Source organism: Microbispora oryzae (genome assembly GCF_017896165.1).
GTDB lineage: Bacteria > Actinomycetota > Actinomycetes > Streptosporangiales > Streptosporangiaceae > Microbispora > Microbispora oryzae.
In genome coordinates, this window is the sequence record NZ_JAFCNB010000001.1 from 417,926 (window position 1) to 434,118 (window position 16,193).

The following is a 16,193-nucleotide window of genomic DNA, read 5'->3' on the forward strand; positions in this document are numbered from 1 at the left end:
GCAGACTGGGTCGCCGTGACGCAGGCGACGAGAACGGAGTCCGAGATGACGCCGACGGTGACAACAGGGCGGGCGACGGCACGGGAGGCGTGGACGCGGCGGGTGACGACGGGGAGCCGATGGGTGGCGGCCGCGCTGACACTCGTGATGGCGGTCTATTTCGTCACGTCGGACGCGATCCGCGCGGGCAATCCCTTCCTGCTGCCCGACGCCGTCCTCACCCTGCTCCTCGCGGGGGCGACGGTCGTGCGGGGACGGCTCGCCGCCCCGGCGATGATCTTCGCTTTCGCCTGGGCGGCGGCCGTGTGGACGGTGTCGCTGTGCACGTACGCCACGCGGGGAGCCTTCGCGGAAGGGGCGAACCACATCGCGCTGATCGTCCCCTGCGTCGCCGCCGCGGCCGCGCTGGCGATCACCGGGTGGCCGTCACCGGCCGGGCCCGATTCCGCTAGACGTCCGTGACCCGGATCCCGGCGTGCGCCTTGTAGCGGCGGTTGATCGAGATGAGGTTGGCGGTCAGCGCCTCGATCTGGTGGGCGTTGCGCAGCCGTCCCCCGTACACGCCGCGGGCGCCGGGGATCCGGGACGCGAGAGCCCGCACGATGTCGGTCGCCTCCCGGTCGTCGCCCAGGACGAGGATGTCGAGATCGATCCCGGGCACGGACGGGTCGAGCAGCAGCGACGCCGACACGTGGTGGAAGGCCGCGACGACGCGGCTGCCGGTCAGCACGGCGGCGGCCTGCTGCGCGGCGCTGCCCTCCTCCACGGGCAGCGCGTAGGCGCCCTGCTTGTCGAAGCCGAGCGGGTTCACGCAGTCGACCACGATCTTGCCGGTGAGCGGCTCCCGCAGGGACTCCAGCAGGGCGCGGTGTCCGTCCCACGGCACGGCGACGATGACCAGGTCGGCCTCGGCCGCGACGGTGGCGTTGTCCGCGCCCCGCGCCCCGATCTCCTCGGCGGCCCGCTGGGCCCGTTCCGCGCTGCGCGACCCGATCAGCACGGTGTGGCCCGCCGCCGCGAACCGGACGGCCAGGCCCCTGCCCTGGTCGCCGGTCCCGCCCAGGATGCCGATGGTCAGCGTCGAGACGTCGGGAAGATCCGTGGTGTGCTCTGCCATGTGATCGATGATGCCAGCCTCCGCGACGGGCCCGTCCCGCCGGGGCGCGCGTCAGCAGTTGCCGACGGCGGGCAGGCCGAGGACACGGGAGACCAGCCAGGCCACCGCGAGCGGCCCTCCCTCGGCCGCGCCCAGCACGTGGCTCGGCGCGGGCACCCGGGCCCACAGCACGTCGGCTCCCCGCGCGCAGTAGCGCTCACGCAGGGCCCGGCCCACGGCGTACGGGACGACCTCGTCGTGGCCGGCGTGGTAGAGGAAGAGCGGCGCCCGCGGCGCGGACCCGCCGAGCCGGTTCTCCGCCAGCCGCGCCCGCCACTCGGGAAGGCTCATGACGTCGGTGGTCGTGTAGTCGGACAGCCGGTGCCCGGCGAACCGGGACCGCAGGCGCAGCACGCAGTCGTCGCCCGCCGCGGCGAACAGGGCCGCCCCCTGGGGGGTCAGGTGGTCGGCCAGGCGGAGCTCCGGGTAGGCGGCGTCGAGTCCCATGCCCGCGGCGGCGGCCAGGCCGAACTCGGCGGTGCCGTCGAGGTGGCCGGCCACCGCTCCCAAATCGGCCGGCACCCCGCCCGCCGCGACGCCACGAAGGCGCAGCTCGGAGGCGTACGACGGCTGGAGCTCGGCGGCCCACGCGGCCGACGCCCCGCCCTGGGAGTAGCCCATGACGACGACGGGGGCGTCGGCGGACAGGTCCGCGCCGGGCACGCGGGCGGCCGCCCTGATCGAGTCGAGCACGGCGTGCCCCTGTGACAGCCCGGCCATGTACGTGTGCGGCCCCGGGGTGCCGAGCCCCTCGTAGTCGGTGACGGCGACGGCCCAGCCCTTGGCCAGCAGCAGGCTCATCAGGACGAGCTCCGCCTCGGTGCCTCTCGACATGGCGGCGGAGGCCGCGCACCGGTCGCCCAGCCCGTGGGTGCCCACGGCGTATCCCACGATCGGTCGGCGGCCCGCGTACGGCGTCCTGGGCACGAGGAGCGTGCCGGACACGACGTCCGGCTCCCCGGTGGCCGTGGTGGACCGGTAGAGCAGGTGCCAGGCGCGCACCGGCACCTTCAGCAGTTTTCCCGGGACCACGTAGACCGTGGTGGATCGCGCTTCGACGATCTCGCCCGCGACGACCGCGCGGGCGGGACCGGCCAGGACCGGCAGCAGGAGGAAGACCCCGATCACGGACAGGATGGCGCGAGAACGGAGGTGCATGAAGCCGCCTTCCGGCGATCGGATCACGTTCGACGACGGCGCCGTCGACCGATCGTGACGTTGAGGTGACTCCGTGTCAAGGGGCCGGAACGGCCGCCCTCGTACCGGCGCGTCGGGCACGATGGCCACATGGACGCCGCATCGGTGAACCTGCTCCGCGAGGTGCTCGCCTCGACCGGCTGGCTGGAGCGCACCCGCGATCTCGGCCTCGCCCTCCGGACCACCCGGTCTCCGGGGGGCCTGCTCGTCGTCGGCACCCCGGACGACGAGCCGTGGCACATGACCGCCCACCTGGCCGACGAGGCCCGGCTGTCGGGCCTGGCCCAGCTCTCCCCCACGCTGGTCCGCTGGCAGCCGCCGCCGGACGCGCCGACCCACCTGCGGGTGGGGCTCGACCGCATCCGCGGCGCCGGCCGCGGCGAGACGCTCTTCGTGGTGGCGGAGAGCCGGGCGCCGGTGCCGCTGCTGGAACGGGTGGACGACGCCCGGCGCACGGGCGCGACCATCCTCGCCCTGGACGGCGGCGATCCCGAGCTGGAGTCGCTGGCCCACGACGCCGTGGTCATTCCGCAGGAGGGGGCGGCGCTGAGCTTCGACGGCGCGCAGCACCTGGTCAGCGCGGCGGCCGGGGAGATCACGCGACGACCGGGGCTGCGCGAGCGGCTGGCCCGCCTGGCCGACCGCGTCACCGGTCCCCGTGTCAGCGACTGAGGGCCCGATCGGGTCGTTCTCCCCCGGCCGGCCGCACCGAGCCGCCGGCCCCGCCGCCTCAGCTCTCGCCGCCGCCGGGCCCGCTCAGCTCGCCCACCTGCCGGGCCGCGCCCGCCGCCGCCTCGGCCAGCGCCTCGACGACCACGGCCTGCACCGGGTCGGGCTCACCCGAGGTCGTACGGCTCACGCGGGTCAGCGCCTCGATCCGGCGCGCGCCGACCCCGCGGACGCGGGTGACCTCGACCTCGCCGGGAGGCACGTCCAGCAGGGCGAGCGAGGGCACGATCGCCACGCCCTGCCCGGCGGCCACCAGCGCGAGGACGGGCGGGAACTCGCCGATCACGTGGGCCCGGCGCGGCGTGAAGCCGTGCAGCTGGGCGAGCCGTTCCAGCGCCTGCCCGCAGGCCTGGTCGGGCAGTCCGGCCACCCACGGCAGCTCGGCCAGATCGGCCACGGTCCGCACGGTGGACGCCCAGGCGGGCGGCGCGACGATGCGGTACTCGTCGTCGAGCAGGGCGTGCCGCGAGATCGACGGCGGCGAGCCCGCGGGCCGGCTCGTGTCCCGCTCGGCCACGACGAGGTCGACCCCGCCCAGCCTGAGCTCCCGCATGGCTCCCGGGCCGAGCAGCTCGCGGATCACCGGCGTGATGCGCGGGTGCCGTACGGCGAGATCGGACAGCGCGGGGACGAGCAGGTGGCGGATCACCGTGTGGAAGGCGGCGATCGTGACGGGTCCCGACAGGCGTTCGGTGAAGCGGTTGAGCTCCTGACGCGCCTCGGCGAGCTGCTCCTCGATCCGTTCGGCGTGCACGGCGAGCACCCGGCCGGCCGGGGTGAGGGCGACCCGGCGCTGCGAGCGGTCGACGAGCGCGAGGCCGACCTCCCGTTCGAGCTGGGCGAGCTGCTGCGAAACCGCGGACGGGGTCAGGTGCAGCGACTCGGCCGCCTTCATCACGCCGCCCCTGCGGGCCACCTCGTGCAGGATCCGCAGCCGGCGGGGGTCGATGTCCATACAGCAGAGCTTACGCAAGGCTTAAGGAATCTTCACTTGCCCTACATTTCGAATGGGCGGGATCATCGGACCATGAGAATTCCGGCCGGGGGACGGTAGTCGCATGTCCACATTGATCACGATTGTCGGAACCGTCGGAGCCGTTGTCATGCTCTACGGCTACGCCATGGTGTCGGCCGGGAGGATGTCCGGGGACGGCACCGCCTTCCAGGTCCTCAACCTCGCCGGGGCGGTCACGCTCATGGTGAACAGCGGCTACCACAGCGCGTGGCCGTCCGCCGTGCTCAACATGGTGTGGAGCGGGATCGGCGTGTTCACCCTGGGCCGGCTCGTCAGCAGGCGGGCAGCCGCCCGCCGGGCCGCCGCCGGACCAGGCCCGGCGGACGGCGCGGCGCAGGAGACAGCGCAGGACACCCCGGGGGACACCCCGGGGGACACAGTGCGGGACACCCCAGGGGACACAGCACGCGAGTACGGCCGGGAGCCGGCCCCCGTGGGGTGACGTGCCGGGGTGGCACGCCGGGAGGGGGACACGCCGGGGTCGCATGCGGGGGCCCCATGCGGGAGTGACACGCCGATGACACGCCGATGACACGCCCGGGGCGGCGCTGCCCCGGCGGCGTCGCTCCGGTGTCAGCCCGGCATCAGCAGGGGCGCCGGCCGGCCACGGTCACTCGTCCCATTCGCGGTCCTTCTCGGCCCAGGCCTTGTTGCGCTCCGACGCTGTTTTCAGGGCGTCCGCAGCGGCGCTCTCCGACTCGTAGGGGCCGAGCCGGTCCTTGTTGGGGCAGCCCTTCTCCGGCTCCACCCGCATGTGCTTGAGACAGAACCACCATTGATCGCTCACGCTCATCATCGTGCCCTCTGTGCGCGCAACTAGACTTGTCGCCATGACGACGCTCCTCCGTCCTGGCCGAATCTCACCCACGCGCAAGGTCCCCGCCTCGATTCCGCGCCCCGAGTACGTGGGCAGGCCCGAGCCGAAGAAGGGCGGCGGCGACGTCCAGACGCCGGAGACCGTCGAGCTGATGCGGGTCGCGGGGCGGATCGCGGCGCAGGCGCTGGAGGAGGTCGGCCGGCACGTCGCCCCCGGGGTGACCACCGACGAGCTCGACCGCATCGGGCACGAGTTTCTGTGCGACCACGGCGCCTATCCCTCGACGCTCGGCTACCGCGGCTACCCCAAGTCGCTGTGCACCTCGATCAACGAGGTCATCTGCCACGGCATCCCCGACGACACCGTGCTCAACGACGGCGACATCATCAACGTGGACATCACCGCCTTCATCGGCGGCGTCCACGGGGACACCGACGCGACGTTCCTCGTCGGCGAGGTCGACGAGGAGTCGCGGCTGCTGGTCGAGCGGACCCGCGAGGCGATGATGCGGGCGATCAAGGCGGTGGCCCCCGGGCGGCAGCTCAACATCGTCGGCCGGGTCATCGAGGCCTACGCCAAACGCTTCGGCTACGGCGTGGTGCGCGACTTCACCGGACACGGCATCGCGACGTCGTTCCACTCGGGGCTGATCGTGCCCCACTACGACGACCCGTCGCTGTCGGTCACGCTGGTGCCGAACATGACGTTCACGATCGAGCCGATGCTCACGCTCGGCACCATCGACTACGAGATCTGGCCCGACCGCTGGACCGCCGTCACGAAGGACCGCAAGCGCACCGCCCAGTTCGAGCACACGATCCTCGTCACCGAGACGGGCAGCGAGATCCTCACCCTGCCGTAGGCTACTCGGCGGCGCGGTCGCGCCGGTCCAGCGAGGCGAGGTAGTCGTTGTAAGCGTCGAGTTCGGCGTCGCCCGAGCCGCCGTGCTTCGCCGCGGCGGCGTCGGCCCGCCGGTCGGCGCGGCGCGCCGCGCGCTCGTCGTCGCGCCACCACTGGAATCCCAGCGCCAGCAGCACGATCAGCGTGGGGATCTCGCCGAACGCCCAGGCGATGCCGCCGCCCGTCTGCTGGTCGGCCAGGGACGACGCGCCCCAGGTGCGGCCGAGCTGGCCGTACCAGCCGGAGGCCAGCACGGTGCCCATGCTCATAAGCGCTATCCCGAAGAACGCGTGGAACGGCATCGTGACCATGAGAAGCAGCAGCCGGCCCACGTGGGGCAGCCGGTGCGGCGCGGGGTCGATCCCGATGATGACCCAGAAGAACAGGAAGCCGCTGAACAGGAAGTGCACCAGCATGGCGATGTGCCCGAGGTGCTCCTCCATGGCGGAGCCGTACAGCGAGGTGAAGTACAGGGCGTAGGTGGACACCACGAAGATCGCCGTCGCGATCGCCGGATGGGTGAGCACCGACGCGACCCGGCTGTGCAGGATCACCATCAGCCACTCGCGCGGGCCTCGGTCGCCCCGCCGTACGGCCGGCTTGAGCGCGCGCAGCGCGAGCGTGATCGGCGCACCCAGCACCAGGAAGATCGGCACCAGCATGGAGAGCACCATGTGCTGGGTCATGTGCACGCTGAACAGCACCGGCCCGTATCGGGCGACACCGCTCTGGGTGGTCAGGACCAGGATGACCACGCCGATCGACCAGCTCACCGTCCGGCCCAGCGGCCACGCGTCGCCCCGGCGGCGCAGCCGCACCACGGCGGCGCCGTAGAGCCCGGCCATCGTCGCCGCCAGCGCCGCGAAGAACAGGTCGAACCACCACAGCGTGACGAGGTTGACGAGAGAGACCGGCGGCGGCATGAGATAGCCGAGGAGATCGAAGGCCCGGTCGACCGGCACGGTCACCGGGGGCGGCGCGGTCCTCGACAGCGCGACCGCGAGGCCGACGGTCCCCGACATGATCAGCAGTTCGCCGAGGGCGAGGCGCTGGAAGGCGTGCGGCTCCCCCGCCGCCAGGCGGGGCACCGTCCGCACACGGTGTGCCCGGCCCACGACCCCGAGCCCCGCGAAGGCGGCGGTCTTGGCCAGCAGCAGCAGCCCGTACGCCGAGGTGAACAGGGCCTCCACGGTCGACAGGCGGGCCACCGCGCTCGCCACGCCGGACAGGCCGACCCCGATGAAGCACCACAGCGCCATCCGGGAGAACCGGGCCGCGGCCACGTCGAGCCCGCCCGCGCCGCGCATCGCGTGCAGGCACAGTACGCCGAGACCGCCGACCCACAGGGCCAGGAAGAGCAGGTGGAGGGCGACCGAGGTGGTGGCCAGACCGTGGTTGGGCGCCGAGGACGAGTGGCCGGTCAGGGCGGGCGGCAGCAGCGTCAGGAGGGCGAAGACCAGCAGGCCGCCGGCCGCGCCGACGGTGATCGCGCCCCGGGCGAACAGCGCGATGGCGACCGCGAACAGCACCACCAGTGTGAGCGCGATGCCCTGGGGCACCTGGCTGGCGAAGCTCGTCAGCTCGTCGCCACCGAGGATGTCCGTCGCCGGCGCGCCGAGCGTCTCGGAGAGGGTGAAGACCAGCGACGAGCCCGCCGCGACCGCCCACACCAGCGCGCTCCACGAGGCGGCCTTGACGTATCCCTGCGCCGATTTGCCGAGCACGCCCTTGTCGCTCGGCAGCAGAGCCGCGGCGAAGGCCAGCAATCCGACCGTCACCAGGCCGCTCACGTCGACGGCGAGCTTGGAGATCGGGAGCATCCAGCGGGTGAGCGTGCCCTCGTCGGGCAGGCCGGGAATGACCCGGGGGGTGGCCGCGCCCCCGGCCACCATGCCGATCACGAGCGCCGCGACCGCGGCGCACAGCGCGGTGAGGGCGAGGCGCGCCCCCCTGCTCACGGCTTCTTCCGAAGGCTAAGGAACATCCCGATGCCGATCCCGGCGATACCGAAGATCACGGCCCACACCCATCCGGGCACCGTGCCCGAGCCGCTGTCCGCGGACGCGTCCGCGGGCTCGGAGCCGGGAGCCTGGGTGCCGGGAGCCTGGGCCGCGGCGGAGTTCTGTGCGGCCGGGCCGGCGGCGGTGGCGGTGCCGGCGGAGCCTCCGCCCGTCAGGGTGAAGGGGATCTCTCCCTCGACCGGGTGGCCGTCCGACGAGACCACCCGCCAGGCGATCGTGTAGCGGCCCGGTGGGGCACCGCCGGTCACGGCCTCGGTCACCCTCGGGCCGTCGACGGTCGGCTCGCCGCTCTCGTATCTCTTGCCGTCCGGGCCGTTCACCACCACCACGGGGAACCGTACGGACTCGGTGAACTCCAGGACCACCCGGCTCAGCCGGTCGACCTGGGCGCCGCTCTTCGGGTCGCTGCTCCTGAGCGAGGTGTGCGCCTGCGCGGGCAGGGCGGGAGCCACGGAAAGCAGGAACGCGACGGCGAACGCGACGGCGGCGAGGATGGTCTTCTTCATGGCACTGCCAAGGCTACCGACGCGGGGGCGCGGTCACTCATCCCGCTCCCGCGGGGGACGGCCGGGCGAAGGGCCGCCGCGCCCCCCGCGGACGGGAGGCGCGGGGCCCGCCGATCAGAGGCCGGCACAGGCGAGTGCGCGCCTGAACGCCACGTTGCTGCTCTCGTGCCGGCCGAGCCTGGCCAGCGTCTCGGCGGCGGCCTGCCAGTTCTCCGCGATCAACCGGGTGGTGGGCAGGGTGTCCAGGGTCCGGACGGCCGACTCGGTCTCCGCCAGGGACTCCTCGTCCATGCGCCGCATCCAGTACGCCTGCCCGAGCACGATCTGGGTGTCGCCGATGACGGCGGAGCTGCCGCCGTCCCCGAGGAGTTCCCGGGCGGCGCGGGCGTGGTCGAGCGCCTCCTCGGCGTTGCCGAGGGCCATCTCGGTGCGGGCGATGTTGAGCTCGCAGCGGGCGATCGACATCTTGCCCGCCGACGACTCCTTCAGCTCCTGCAGCGCCCGCTTCGCCAGCTCGCGCACCATGAGCGGGTCGTCGGGCCGCACCTGGAAGAGCAGCATCGCGTACTGCGAGCGGAGCCGGGCGAGGTTGCGCGCGTCGCCGTTCTCGGACTGGATGGCCAGGGCCCGCTCGACCAGCGACTTCGCCTCCTCGTACGAGCCGACGATCTGGGCGTAGATGGCGGCGTTCCAGCAGGCCGCGACGATGGAGCGCGGGCTGCCGAGCTGTTCGGCCGCGGCCAGCAGCTCGGCGGAGAAGTGCCGGGCGCGGAGGAGGTCGCCACGCTCCAGGTACACGAGCAGCAGGGTGGAGCCGAGCTCGATCAGGGCGTCGGTCCACTGCGGGCGGGACACCGCCGGGCCGAGGCTCGACTCGCCGACGCGCACGGCGGACTGGAAGTCGCCGAACTCGCGGTAGCAGCGGCAGAGCGCCACGGCGATCTGGGTGCGGCGCTCCGGCGCCGGCGCCTCGCCGGTCTCCCGGCTCAGGGACTCCAGGACCGCGATGGCCTCGGGCAGGTTGCCGCACGCCTCGGTGGCCAGCGCGTAGCCGTACTGGGCGTCCTGCCTGAGGGCGGGCAGGCCCGCGAGGTTGTTGTTGTCGAGCAGCTCGGCGTAGAGCCGCCTGGCCTCTTCGAGGTCGCCGTTCTCCAGCGCGAGGGCGGCGAAGCGCAGCCCGAGCTCCAGCTCCTCCATCTGCTCGGCGGTGACGCCGTTGACGAGATAGGTGAGCGAGCAGTCGAGCTTCTGGGCCAGCAGCTCCAGCACGGCCGGGGTCGGCGTGCGCTTGCCGCTCTCGATGAGGGACACATAACTGTCGGAAAGCTCGGGGTGAGCCAGCTGCGCCTGGGAAAGACCACGCTGGCGGCGAATTGTCTTAATTCGCTCGCCGACCAAACCTTGACTGGTCACTTATACCCCTTGAGAAGATAGAGACCGGACAGTCGTTCCCCTACGAAAGAGACCCTCATGCGCCGCCTCGTACTGTTTGCCCTCGCCGCCCTTATCACGGCAGGCGTGGCTACTGCCGGCAATGTTACGACCGTGAGTGCCTCCCCGTCGATAAGGGCGGGCCTCTACGAAGGCTGCTGCTGACCCGGTCCCCCAAAGATCTTCCGGGTTCTTCAGCCGTCTTCCGACCGGCTCGGACACAGCCGGGGGAGGCGAATGCACGATCCTCCCCAGTCGGCCACGGGGCTCCCTCCGCTCACGTGGAGGCAGCCCCTGTGGACCGGGATCACCCGGCGCGCAGGGCGAGGAAGAGGTCGACGCGGTCGGCCATCGACGACAGGTCCCTGCCGGTGAGCTCCTCTATCCGCCGGACGCGGTAACGCACGGTGTTGACGTGGACGTGCAGCCGCTCGGCGCAGCCGTTCCACGAGCCCGCGCAGTCGAGGAACGCCCCGAGCGTGCGGACCAGCTCGGCCCCGTGTGACCGGTCGTAATCGAACAGCGGCCCGAGCAGCCGGTCCGCGAACGACCTGCGGACGTCTCCGGGGACGGTCGCCAGCAGCAGGGCGTGCGTGTAGATCTCGTCACTGGTGACCACTCCCCCGCCGCGCGCCTCGGCCACCCGCCGCGCGTGCCCGGCCTCCTCAACACCGCCGCGGATCGCCGCAGGACCGGTCAGCTCGCCGCTGACCCCGATGGCCACGGTCGTGCCAGCGAGCCCCGCGGCCAGCCGGGCCGCCCGCTCGCGAAGGGCGCCCGCGAGCTCGCCCGCCGCCGTTCCCCGCAGCGGAACCAGCGCCACCGAGCCGTCCGCCCCCGCCGCCGCCACGGCGCGGCGGTCCAGAAGCTCCTCCACCACCCGCCCGCCGAGCAGGGCCGGATCGGGCCCGTCGCTCGCGCCCTGCCTGGCCGCGGTGGCCGTGACCACGGCGTACGGCTCGGCCACGTCGATCCCGCAGGTCCGCAGGCGGGCCGACAGCTCCGACGGGTCGCCGCCCGCGAAGGCGAGCGCGACGAGCTGCTCGGCCAGCCGCCGCTCCACCCGCCGGCCCTCCTCCAGCCGGGTGCGCTCCATGGCCACGCACGCGGCCAGCTCGAAGCCGATCTCCGCGTCGACCTCCCCCCGGCACACCAGCGCCCATCCGGCCGCCCGCGGCGAGCGGTCCACCGCGAACACGGTGTACGCCGCCTCGCCGAGCGGGTCGCGGCGGCCGGGCCGGCCGCGGACCACGACCGGCAGGGCGACCGCGGAGAGGTAGTCGCGGGCCAGCCGTACGGCGTGTTCCTCCGGCAGGTCGCCGGCGACGACGGAACCGGCCGCGGTGACGACCGCGGCGGCGACGCCGAGCTCGGCCGACACCAGCGCGAACAGCTCGCCGAGGCTCGCGCCCTCGGCGACGGCGGCGACGATCCTGCGGTGCCTGCCGAGCGCGCCGCGCAGGTCGCCGGCCCGGATCGCGGTGATCCTGCGGTCCACGAGCTCGGTGACGGCGCCGAACGACACCTCGACGGGCACCTCGATCAGGGGCAGGCCCCGCTCCCGGCAGGCCTCGACCAGATCGTCCGGCACCAGGCCGAGCCGGGCGTCGCCCGCGCCGAGCGCCGCGACTCCCGCGTCCACCAGGGCGTCCACGAAGCCGGCCGAGTCGCCCGCCCCCCGCCGCCACATCAGGCCGGTGAGCACGAGCAGGCCCTCGGACAGGTAGCGGCGCGGGTCCGGCAGATCGGTGATGAGGACGCCGCCGATCTCGCGGTCGAGCGCGTCCTCCCCCGCCAGCAGGGCGAGCCGCAGCTCCGGCACGGCGAGTAGATCCCTGAGCAGCACGGGGACAGCGTATGCCGCGCGGCCCGCGCCGTTGGAGGAACCTACAAGCGCGGCCCGGCCGCCCGCCGCCGGTTTCACCGTGGCGCCGATAGGCCGCCCGCCGCCCCGGTTGATGTACTGCCGGAAAACGGGATCCAGAGCGGAGCGGCCGATGACGACGGAGACGGGGCGGCGCTCCGGCGTGGGCGAGAGCGTCCTGCGGCCGGACGGCACGCTGAAGGTGACCGGCGAGTTCGCGTACTCCTCCGACCTGTGGCTGGAGGGCATGCTCTGGGGCGCCACCCTCCGCAGCCCGCACCCCTCCGCGTGGATCAGGTCGGTCGACGTCGGCCCGGCCCTCGCCGTGCCCGGCGTCTTCGCCGTGCTGACGCACGAGGACGTGCCGGGCGACAAGTTCTACGGCTACGAGCACAGGGACCAGCCGGTGCTCGCCGTCGACCAGGTCCGCTACCAGGGCGAACCGGTGGCCCTCGTCGCCGCCGACCATCCGGAGACGGCCCGCCGGGCCGCCGCGGCGATCGTCGTCGAGTACGAGCCGCGCGAGGCGGTCGTCGACCCGCGGCGCGCCGCGTTCGACCCCTCCTGCCCGCCCGTCCACCCGGAGGGCAACGTGGTGCGGCACCAGCCGATCAGGGTGGGCGGCACGTTCGCCGCCGAGATCGTGGTGACCGGCGAGTACGAGGTGGGCATGCAGGACCAGGCATTCCTCGGGCCGGAGTCCGGCCTCGCCGTGCCCGCGGAGGACGGCGGGGTGGATCTCTACGTCGCCACCCAGGGGCTGCACATCGACCAGGGGCAGGTCGCGCCCTGTCTCGGCCTCCCGCCGGACCGGGTGCGGCTGACGCTCGCGGGCGTGGGCGGCGCGTTCGGCGGCCGGGAGGACCTGTCCATGCAGGTCCACGTCTCGATGCTGGCCCTGCGCACCGGCAGGCCGGTCAAGATGGTGTACGGCCGGGAGGAGTCGTTCTTCGGGCACGTCCACCGGCACCCGGCCCGGATGCGGTACGAGCACGGCGCGGACCGCGACGGCCGGCTCGTCTACGTCACGGCCGAGATCGTGCTCGACGGGGGCGCCTACCGGTCGTCGACGCCCGCCGTCGTCGGCAACGCCGCCTCCCTGGGAGTCGGGCCGTACGAGGTGCCCAACGTCCGGGTCGACGCGTACGGCGTCTACACCAACAACCCGCCCTGCGGCGCGATGCGGGGCTTCGGCGCGGTGCAGGCCTGCTACGCGTACGAGTCCCAGATGGACCGGCTGGCCGAGGCGTGCGGCCTGTCCCCGGTCGAGATCCGGGTGCGCAACGCCGTCTCCCAGGGCTCCCGCATGGTCACCGGGCAGGTGATCGACTCCCCGGCCCCGCTCGCGGCCATGCTGCGGGAGCTGGAGGCCATGCCGCTGCCCGCGCGGGGCGGCTCCGGCGACCTGCGGACGCTGCCCGGCGGCGTCGCCCAGACCACGCACGGCGAGGGCGTGCGCCGCGGCGTGGGCTACGGCGTCGGCATCAAGAACATCTGTTTCTCCGAGGGCTTCGACGACTACTCCACCGCGCGGGTCCGGGTGGAGCTGATCGGCGGCGAGCCGCACGTCCTGGTGCACACCGCCGCCGCCGAGGTCGGGCAGGGCCTGGTGACCGTCCAGGCGCAGATCGCCAGGACCGAGCTCGGCATCGAGACGGTGACCGTCGCCCCCGCCGACACCAGGGTCGGCAGCTCCGGGCCGTCGTCGGCGTCCCGTCAGTCGTACGTGACGGGCGGCGCCGTCAAGACGGCCTGCGAGGCGGTGCGGGCACGGCTCGACGCGATGCGGGCCGCGGATCCCGGTCTGACGCTGCCGGAACTGCTCGCCCGGTCGGGGCCCGTGGAGGAGACCCGGGAGTTCCACCACCGGCCGACCTCCCCGCTCGACCCGGTGACCGGGCAGGGCGACTCGCACACCCAGCTCGCGCTGTGCGTCCACCGGGCCGTCGTCGACGTCGACGTGGAGCTCGGCCTGGTCAAGGTGGTGGAGCTCGCCGCCGTCCAGGACGTGGGCCGTGTCCTCAACCCGCTGGCGTTGGAGGGACAGATCCACGGCGGCACCGCTCAGGGCCTCGGGCTCGCCCTGATGGAGGAGATCCAGGTGCGCGACGGGCGGGTGCTGAACCCGTCGTTCACCGACTACCTCATCCCCACGATCCTGGACATGCCGCCCATGCGGCTCTCGATCCTGGAGAACGCCGACCCACACGCGCCGTACGGGCTGCGGGGGGCGGGCGAACCGCCGACGCTGTCGTCCACCCCCGCCATCACGGCGGCCGTACGGGCCGCCACCGGGCGGGAGCTGACGCGCGTGCCGGTGCGCCCCGAGGACATCGCCCTCTCGCCCGCCGGCGCGTGAGGGGGCCGGGCGGCCCGCTCAGTCGGCGATGAAACCGACCGACCGGACCTCGTACCCGGCGCTCTTCGATCCGCGGACGTGCAGCACGGTCGCGCCGCCCTCATAGGAGTAGGCGCACGCGTAGCCGTGCGGCTCGGGGTTGCAGCCCTGGAAGAAGTACGTGACGCCGTGCGGGTCGAATCTCCCCCGGAACAGCGTGGCCACGGCACCGCTCCGGCCCACCTCCAGGGCCCGGTAGCGGTCGTGCCGCTTCCAGGAGTCGAGGAAGTACGCGGCGACCGCGGACGGCCGGGTGATGTGCCGCGACTCGTAGACCTTGACGACCTTCCGACCCGACACGATCATCAGGACGCCGTTCAGCCCGCCGGGCACCCGCACGCTCGTGTGCGTGAAGCGGCAGACGGATCCGGAGCACCCGGCGAAGGCGTCGGGCGCGCGGTAGGGGTAGGCGAACAGGGTGGCGACGGCCGCGGGCGCGGCCACCTGGGCGGCGGCCGCCCGATCGTGGCGCAGCCAGGCGCCCATCAGCTTCTTGGCCACCGTGGAGGGCCGGGGCGCCGCGGTCGCCGAGGCGGGGGCGGCGGAGAGCAGGAGCGCGGCGGCCGCGGCCGTGGCGGCGGCGCCGGCGAACCATCGTCTGGACACGTCCCGGACGGTATCCGCGGCCCCTTGCACCGCGGTTGCCCCCCGGTTGCAGCCGATCCGGTCAGGCGTCCGGATCACAGACCGTCCGGATCACAGGCTGCCCGGCTCACACCTCGTCTGGCTCACACGTCGTCGGGATCGCAGGCCACGCCGTCGTTGTCGACGTCGCGGTACCAGCCGTACTCGACGTGTACGCCCTTGGTGTACGGCCCGAGCCCGGCCGCTATGGCCTCCTTGCAGGTGGAGTACCGCTGGGTCGCGCCGTTCTGGTGCCCCGTCGTCTGCACCGCCAGGCCGCCCGTCCCCGTGTTGGAGAGAGACGTGCCCGGTGACGTACCGCCCGACGTGCCCCCGGACGTGCCCTGCCGGCTCTGCTGACCTTGCTGGTTCAGCGGGCTCTGCTGACCCTGCTGGTTCAGCGGGTTCTGCTGCCCCTGCGGGTTCTGCTGACCTTGCTGGTTCAGCGGGTTCTGCTGACCCTGCTGGTTGAGCGGGTTCTGCTGACCGGAGGCGCCACCGGGGCTCGCGCCCGGCTGGGCGGCGGGCGGCGCGGAGCCGGTCAGCAACGCCAGCAGGCTCTCCGCCTGTTCCTTGGCGAAGCCCGCCACGCTCAGCGTGTCCTGCGTGATCTCCTGGGCCACCCGCGGAGCGGCGACGACCTTGTTGTCCACCACGATCGCCAGTTGCTGGTTGACGGTGTCGTGGGTGAGCTCGGCGACCTGGTCGCGGTCGGCCGGCGACAGCACGACGCGGACCGAGTAGGTGCCGTCCCGCTCGGGCGTGAGCTGCACCTTCTGCACGGTCGTCACGCTGACGCCGGGGTCGAGCTGATAGCAGGTGACGCCCTTGTCGTCGGGGACGGCGTCGTCGGCCGGGCACGGCGCCGGACGCACCCCGGTGACCGGGGCCAGGTGCATGGGCGTGCGCAGGCGGACCGACGTCGCCTTGGTCAGCGGCGGCGCGTCCGGGTTCTGGGTCATGAGGATCGCCACCGCGCCGAGCACGCCCGACATCACCACGATCAGGATCAGCGCCACGACCAGGGCGATGGTGATCCCCCTGCCCGCGTGGACCGGCGCGGCGGCCGCGTCGCCGGAGCCGTCCGCCTTCTCCGCGTCCTTCTCAGGGTCCTTCTCGGGGTCCTTCTGCTCGAGACTCGCCGCGGGGCCGGGATCGTCGTGCTTCCTCCGCCTGCCCCTCCTGCCCCGTCTGCCCCGGCTCTCGTTGTCCGGTGCGGCCGGGGAGGGCTCGGCCGGCGCCGTCCCGGAGGAGGGGTCCATCGGGCCGGCGGCGTCCGCGGGCTCGGCGGGCGGCAAGACCTCGGTGGCGAACCCCGCGTCAGCGAACCCCGCGTCGGCGAGACCGGCGTCGGCCGCTCCGGGAGTCCCGGCCTCGGCCGTGCCCGGCTCCGGCCACCGTCCAGCCGGCTCGTTACCCGGAACGGGTGCGCTGTGCATCCCCACCTCGATCCCTGCCATCGCCCGAGAGCCTACCGACCTCCGCCATGCGCCGGTAATCGCCGGGCCAAGGAACGGTCAGTCAGCCACTTTATT

Annotated in this window: 15 protein-coding genes; 5 read left to right on the forward strand and 10 right to left on the reverse strand. The window is 73.4% G+C overall.

Annotated elements, in window-relative coordinates; all coding sequences use genetic code 11:
• Positions 1-45 precede the first annotated feature (45 nt).
• Positions 46-462 (forward strand): hypothetical protein, encoded by a 417-nt coding sequence (locus tag JOL79_RS01905; RefSeq protein WP_210153837.1) that lies wholly within the window; start codon positions 46-48, stop codon positions 460-462.
• On the opposite strand, the gene npdG is transcribed toward JOL79_RS01905, so the two are convergent.
• Positions 449-1,117 carry an NADPH-dependent F420 reductase gene (npdG, locus tag JOL79_RS01910; RefSeq protein WP_210153838.1) on the reverse strand — a complete coding sequence of 223 codons (669 nt, stop codon included), beginning with the start codon at positions 1,115-1,117 and terminating at the stop codon, positions 449-451. The genes JOL79_RS01905 and npdG overlap by 14 nt on opposite strands.
• 51 nt (positions 1,118-1,168) lie before the next feature.
• The gene (locus tag JOL79_RS01915) at positions 1,169-2,314 is read right to left on the reverse strand and encodes a lipase family protein (RefSeq protein ID WP_210153839.1); all 1,146 of its coding nucleotides are present in this window, start codon (positions 2,312-2,314) and stop codon (positions 1,169-1,171) included.
• Between the two features lie 129 nt (positions 2,315-2,443).
• Here JOL79_RS01915 and JOL79_RS01920 point away from each other — a divergent pair, with 129 nt between their 5' ends.
• On the forward strand, positions 2,444-3,025 hold the full coding sequence (locus JOL79_RS01920; protein WP_210153840.1) for a hypothetical protein: 582 nt from the start codon (positions 2,444-2,446) through the stop codon (positions 3,023-3,025).
• A gap of 58 nt (positions 3,026-3,083) precedes the next feature.
• Here JOL79_RS01920 and JOL79_RS01925 read toward each other — a convergent pair whose 3' ends face one another.
• Positions 3,084-4,037, reverse strand: coding sequence for a LysR family transcriptional regulator (locus JOL79_RS01925; protein WP_210153841.1), 954 nt, complete (start codon positions 4,035-4,037; stop codon positions 3,084-3,086).
• A 103-nt stretch (positions 4,038-4,140) separates the two neighbouring features.
• Here JOL79_RS01925 and JOL79_RS01930 point away from each other — a divergent pair, with 103 nt between their 5' ends.
• A complete protein-coding gene (locus JOL79_RS01930; RefSeq protein WP_210153842.1) occupies positions 4,141-4,539 on the forward strand; it encodes a CBU_0592 family membrane protein in 399 nt (132 codons plus the stop codon).
• Between the two features lie 168 nt (positions 4,540-4,707).
• Here JOL79_RS01930 and JOL79_RS01935 read toward each other — a convergent pair whose 3' ends face one another.
• Complete coding sequence (locus JOL79_RS01935; protein WP_372446716.1) at positions 4,708-4,890, reverse strand: hypothetical protein; 183 nt, start codon at positions 4,888-4,890, stop codon at positions 4,708-4,710.
• 37 nt (positions 4,891-4,927) lie between these two features.
• Here JOL79_RS01935 and map point away from each other — a divergent pair, with 37 nt between their 5' ends.
• Positions 4,928-5,776, forward strand: a complete 849-nt coding sequence (gene map / locus JOL79_RS01940; protein ID WP_210153843.1) for a type I methionyl aminopeptidase — start codon at positions 4,928-4,930, stop codon at positions 5,774-5,776.
• A gap of 1 nt (position 5,777) precedes the next feature.
• Here the strand turns inward: map and JOL79_RS01945 are convergent, their stop codons facing one another.
• The 4 genes from JOL79_RS01945 to JOL79_RS01960 form a co-directional block, all read right to left on the reverse strand.
• The gene (locus tag JOL79_RS01945; RefSeq protein ID WP_307848247.1) at positions 5,778-7,772 is read right to left on the reverse strand and encodes a bifunctional copper resistance protein CopD/cytochrome c oxidase assembly protein; all 1,995 of its coding nucleotides are present in this window, start codon (positions 7,770-7,772) and stop codon (positions 5,778-5,780) included.
• A complete protein-coding gene (locus JOL79_RS01950) occupies positions 7,769-8,341 on the reverse strand; it encodes a copper resistance CopC family protein (protein WP_210153844.1) in 573 nt (190 codons plus the stop codon). The genes JOL79_RS01945 and JOL79_RS01950 overlap by 4 nt, the downstream gene beginning before the upstream one ends.
• A gap of 114 nt (positions 8,342-8,455) precedes the next feature.
• Positions 8,456-9,754: a helix-turn-helix domain-containing protein gene (locus tag JOL79_RS01955; RefSeq protein ID WP_210153845.1), complete on the reverse strand. Its 1,299-nt coding sequence runs from the start codon at positions 9,752-9,754 to the stop codon at positions 8,456-8,458.
• Between the two features lie 325 nt (positions 9,755-10,079).
• Positions 10,080-11,618, reverse strand: coding sequence for a PucR family transcriptional regulator (locus JOL79_RS01960; protein WP_210153846.1), 1,539 nt, complete (start codon positions 11,616-11,618; stop codon positions 10,080-10,082).
• 151 nt (positions 11,619-11,769) lie between these two features.
• Between JOL79_RS01960 and JOL79_RS01965 the strand changes: the two genes are divergently transcribed.
• Complete coding sequence (locus tag JOL79_RS01965; protein ID WP_210153847.1) at positions 11,770-13,995, forward strand: xanthine dehydrogenase family protein molybdopterin-binding subunit; 2,226 nt, start codon at positions 11,770-11,772, stop codon at positions 13,993-13,995.
• A gap of 18 nt (positions 13,996-14,013) precedes the next feature.
• Here the strand turns inward: JOL79_RS01965 and JOL79_RS01970 are convergent, their stop codons facing one another.
• Positions 14,014-14,640: a hypothetical protein gene (locus JOL79_RS01970; protein ID WP_210153848.1), complete on the reverse strand. Its 627-nt coding sequence runs from the start codon at positions 14,638-14,640 to the stop codon at positions 14,014-14,016.
• Positions 14,641-14,762: 122 nt separating this feature from the next.
• Positions 14,763-16,118, reverse strand: coding sequence for an excalibur calcium-binding domain-containing protein (locus tag JOL79_RS01975; protein ID WP_210153849.1), 1,356 nt, complete (start codon positions 16,116-16,118; stop codon positions 14,763-14,765).
• Positions 16,119-16,193 lie beyond the last annotated feature (75 nt).

What these genes read in the sequence shown, in the direction of transcription:
- JOL79_RS01905 (WP_210153837.1), top strand. Translation starts at nt 46, where the DNA reads ATGACGCCGACGGTGACAACAGGGCGGGCGACGGCACGGGAGGCGTGG.
- npdG (WP_210153838.1), bottom strand. Translation starts at nt 1,117, where the DNA reads ATGGCAGAGCACACCACGGATCTTCCCGACGTCTCGACGCTGACCATC.
- JOL79_RS01915 (WP_210153839.1), bottom strand. Translation starts at nt 2,314, where the DNA reads ATGCACCTCCGTTCTCGCGCCATCCTGTCCGTGATCGGGGTCTTCCTC.
- JOL79_RS01920 (WP_210153840.1), top strand. Translation starts at nt 2,444, where the DNA reads ATGGACGCCGCATCGGTGAACCTGCTCCGCGAGGTGCTCGCCTCGACC.
- JOL79_RS01925 (WP_210153841.1), bottom strand. Translation starts at nt 4,037, where the DNA reads ATGGACATCGACCCCCGCCGGCTGCGGATCCTGCACGAGGTGGCCCGC.
- JOL79_RS01930 (WP_210153842.1), top strand. Translation starts at nt 4,141, where the DNA reads ATGTCCACATTGATCACGATTGTCGGAACCGTCGGAGCCGTTGTCATG.
- JOL79_RS01935 (WP_372446716.1), bottom strand. Translation starts at nt 4,890, where the DNA reads ATGAGCGTGAGCGATCAATGGTGGTTCTGTCTCAAGCACATGCGGGTG.
- map (WP_210153843.1), top strand. Translation starts at nt 4,928, where the DNA reads ATGACGACGCTCCTCCGTCCTGGCCGAATCTCACCCACGCGCAAGGTC.
- JOL79_RS01950 (WP_210153844.1), bottom strand. Translation starts at nt 8,341, where the DNA reads ATGAAGAAGACCATCCTCGCCGCCGTCGCGTTCGCCGTCGCGTTCCTG.
- JOL79_RS01965 (WP_210153847.1), top strand. Translation starts at nt 11,770, where the DNA reads ATGACGACGGAGACGGGGCGGCGCTCCGGCGTGGGCGAGAGCGTCCTG.
- JOL79_RS01975 (WP_210153849.1), bottom strand. Translation starts at nt 16,118, where the DNA reads ATGGCAGGGATCGAGGTGGGGATGCACAGCGCACCCGTTCCGGGTAAC.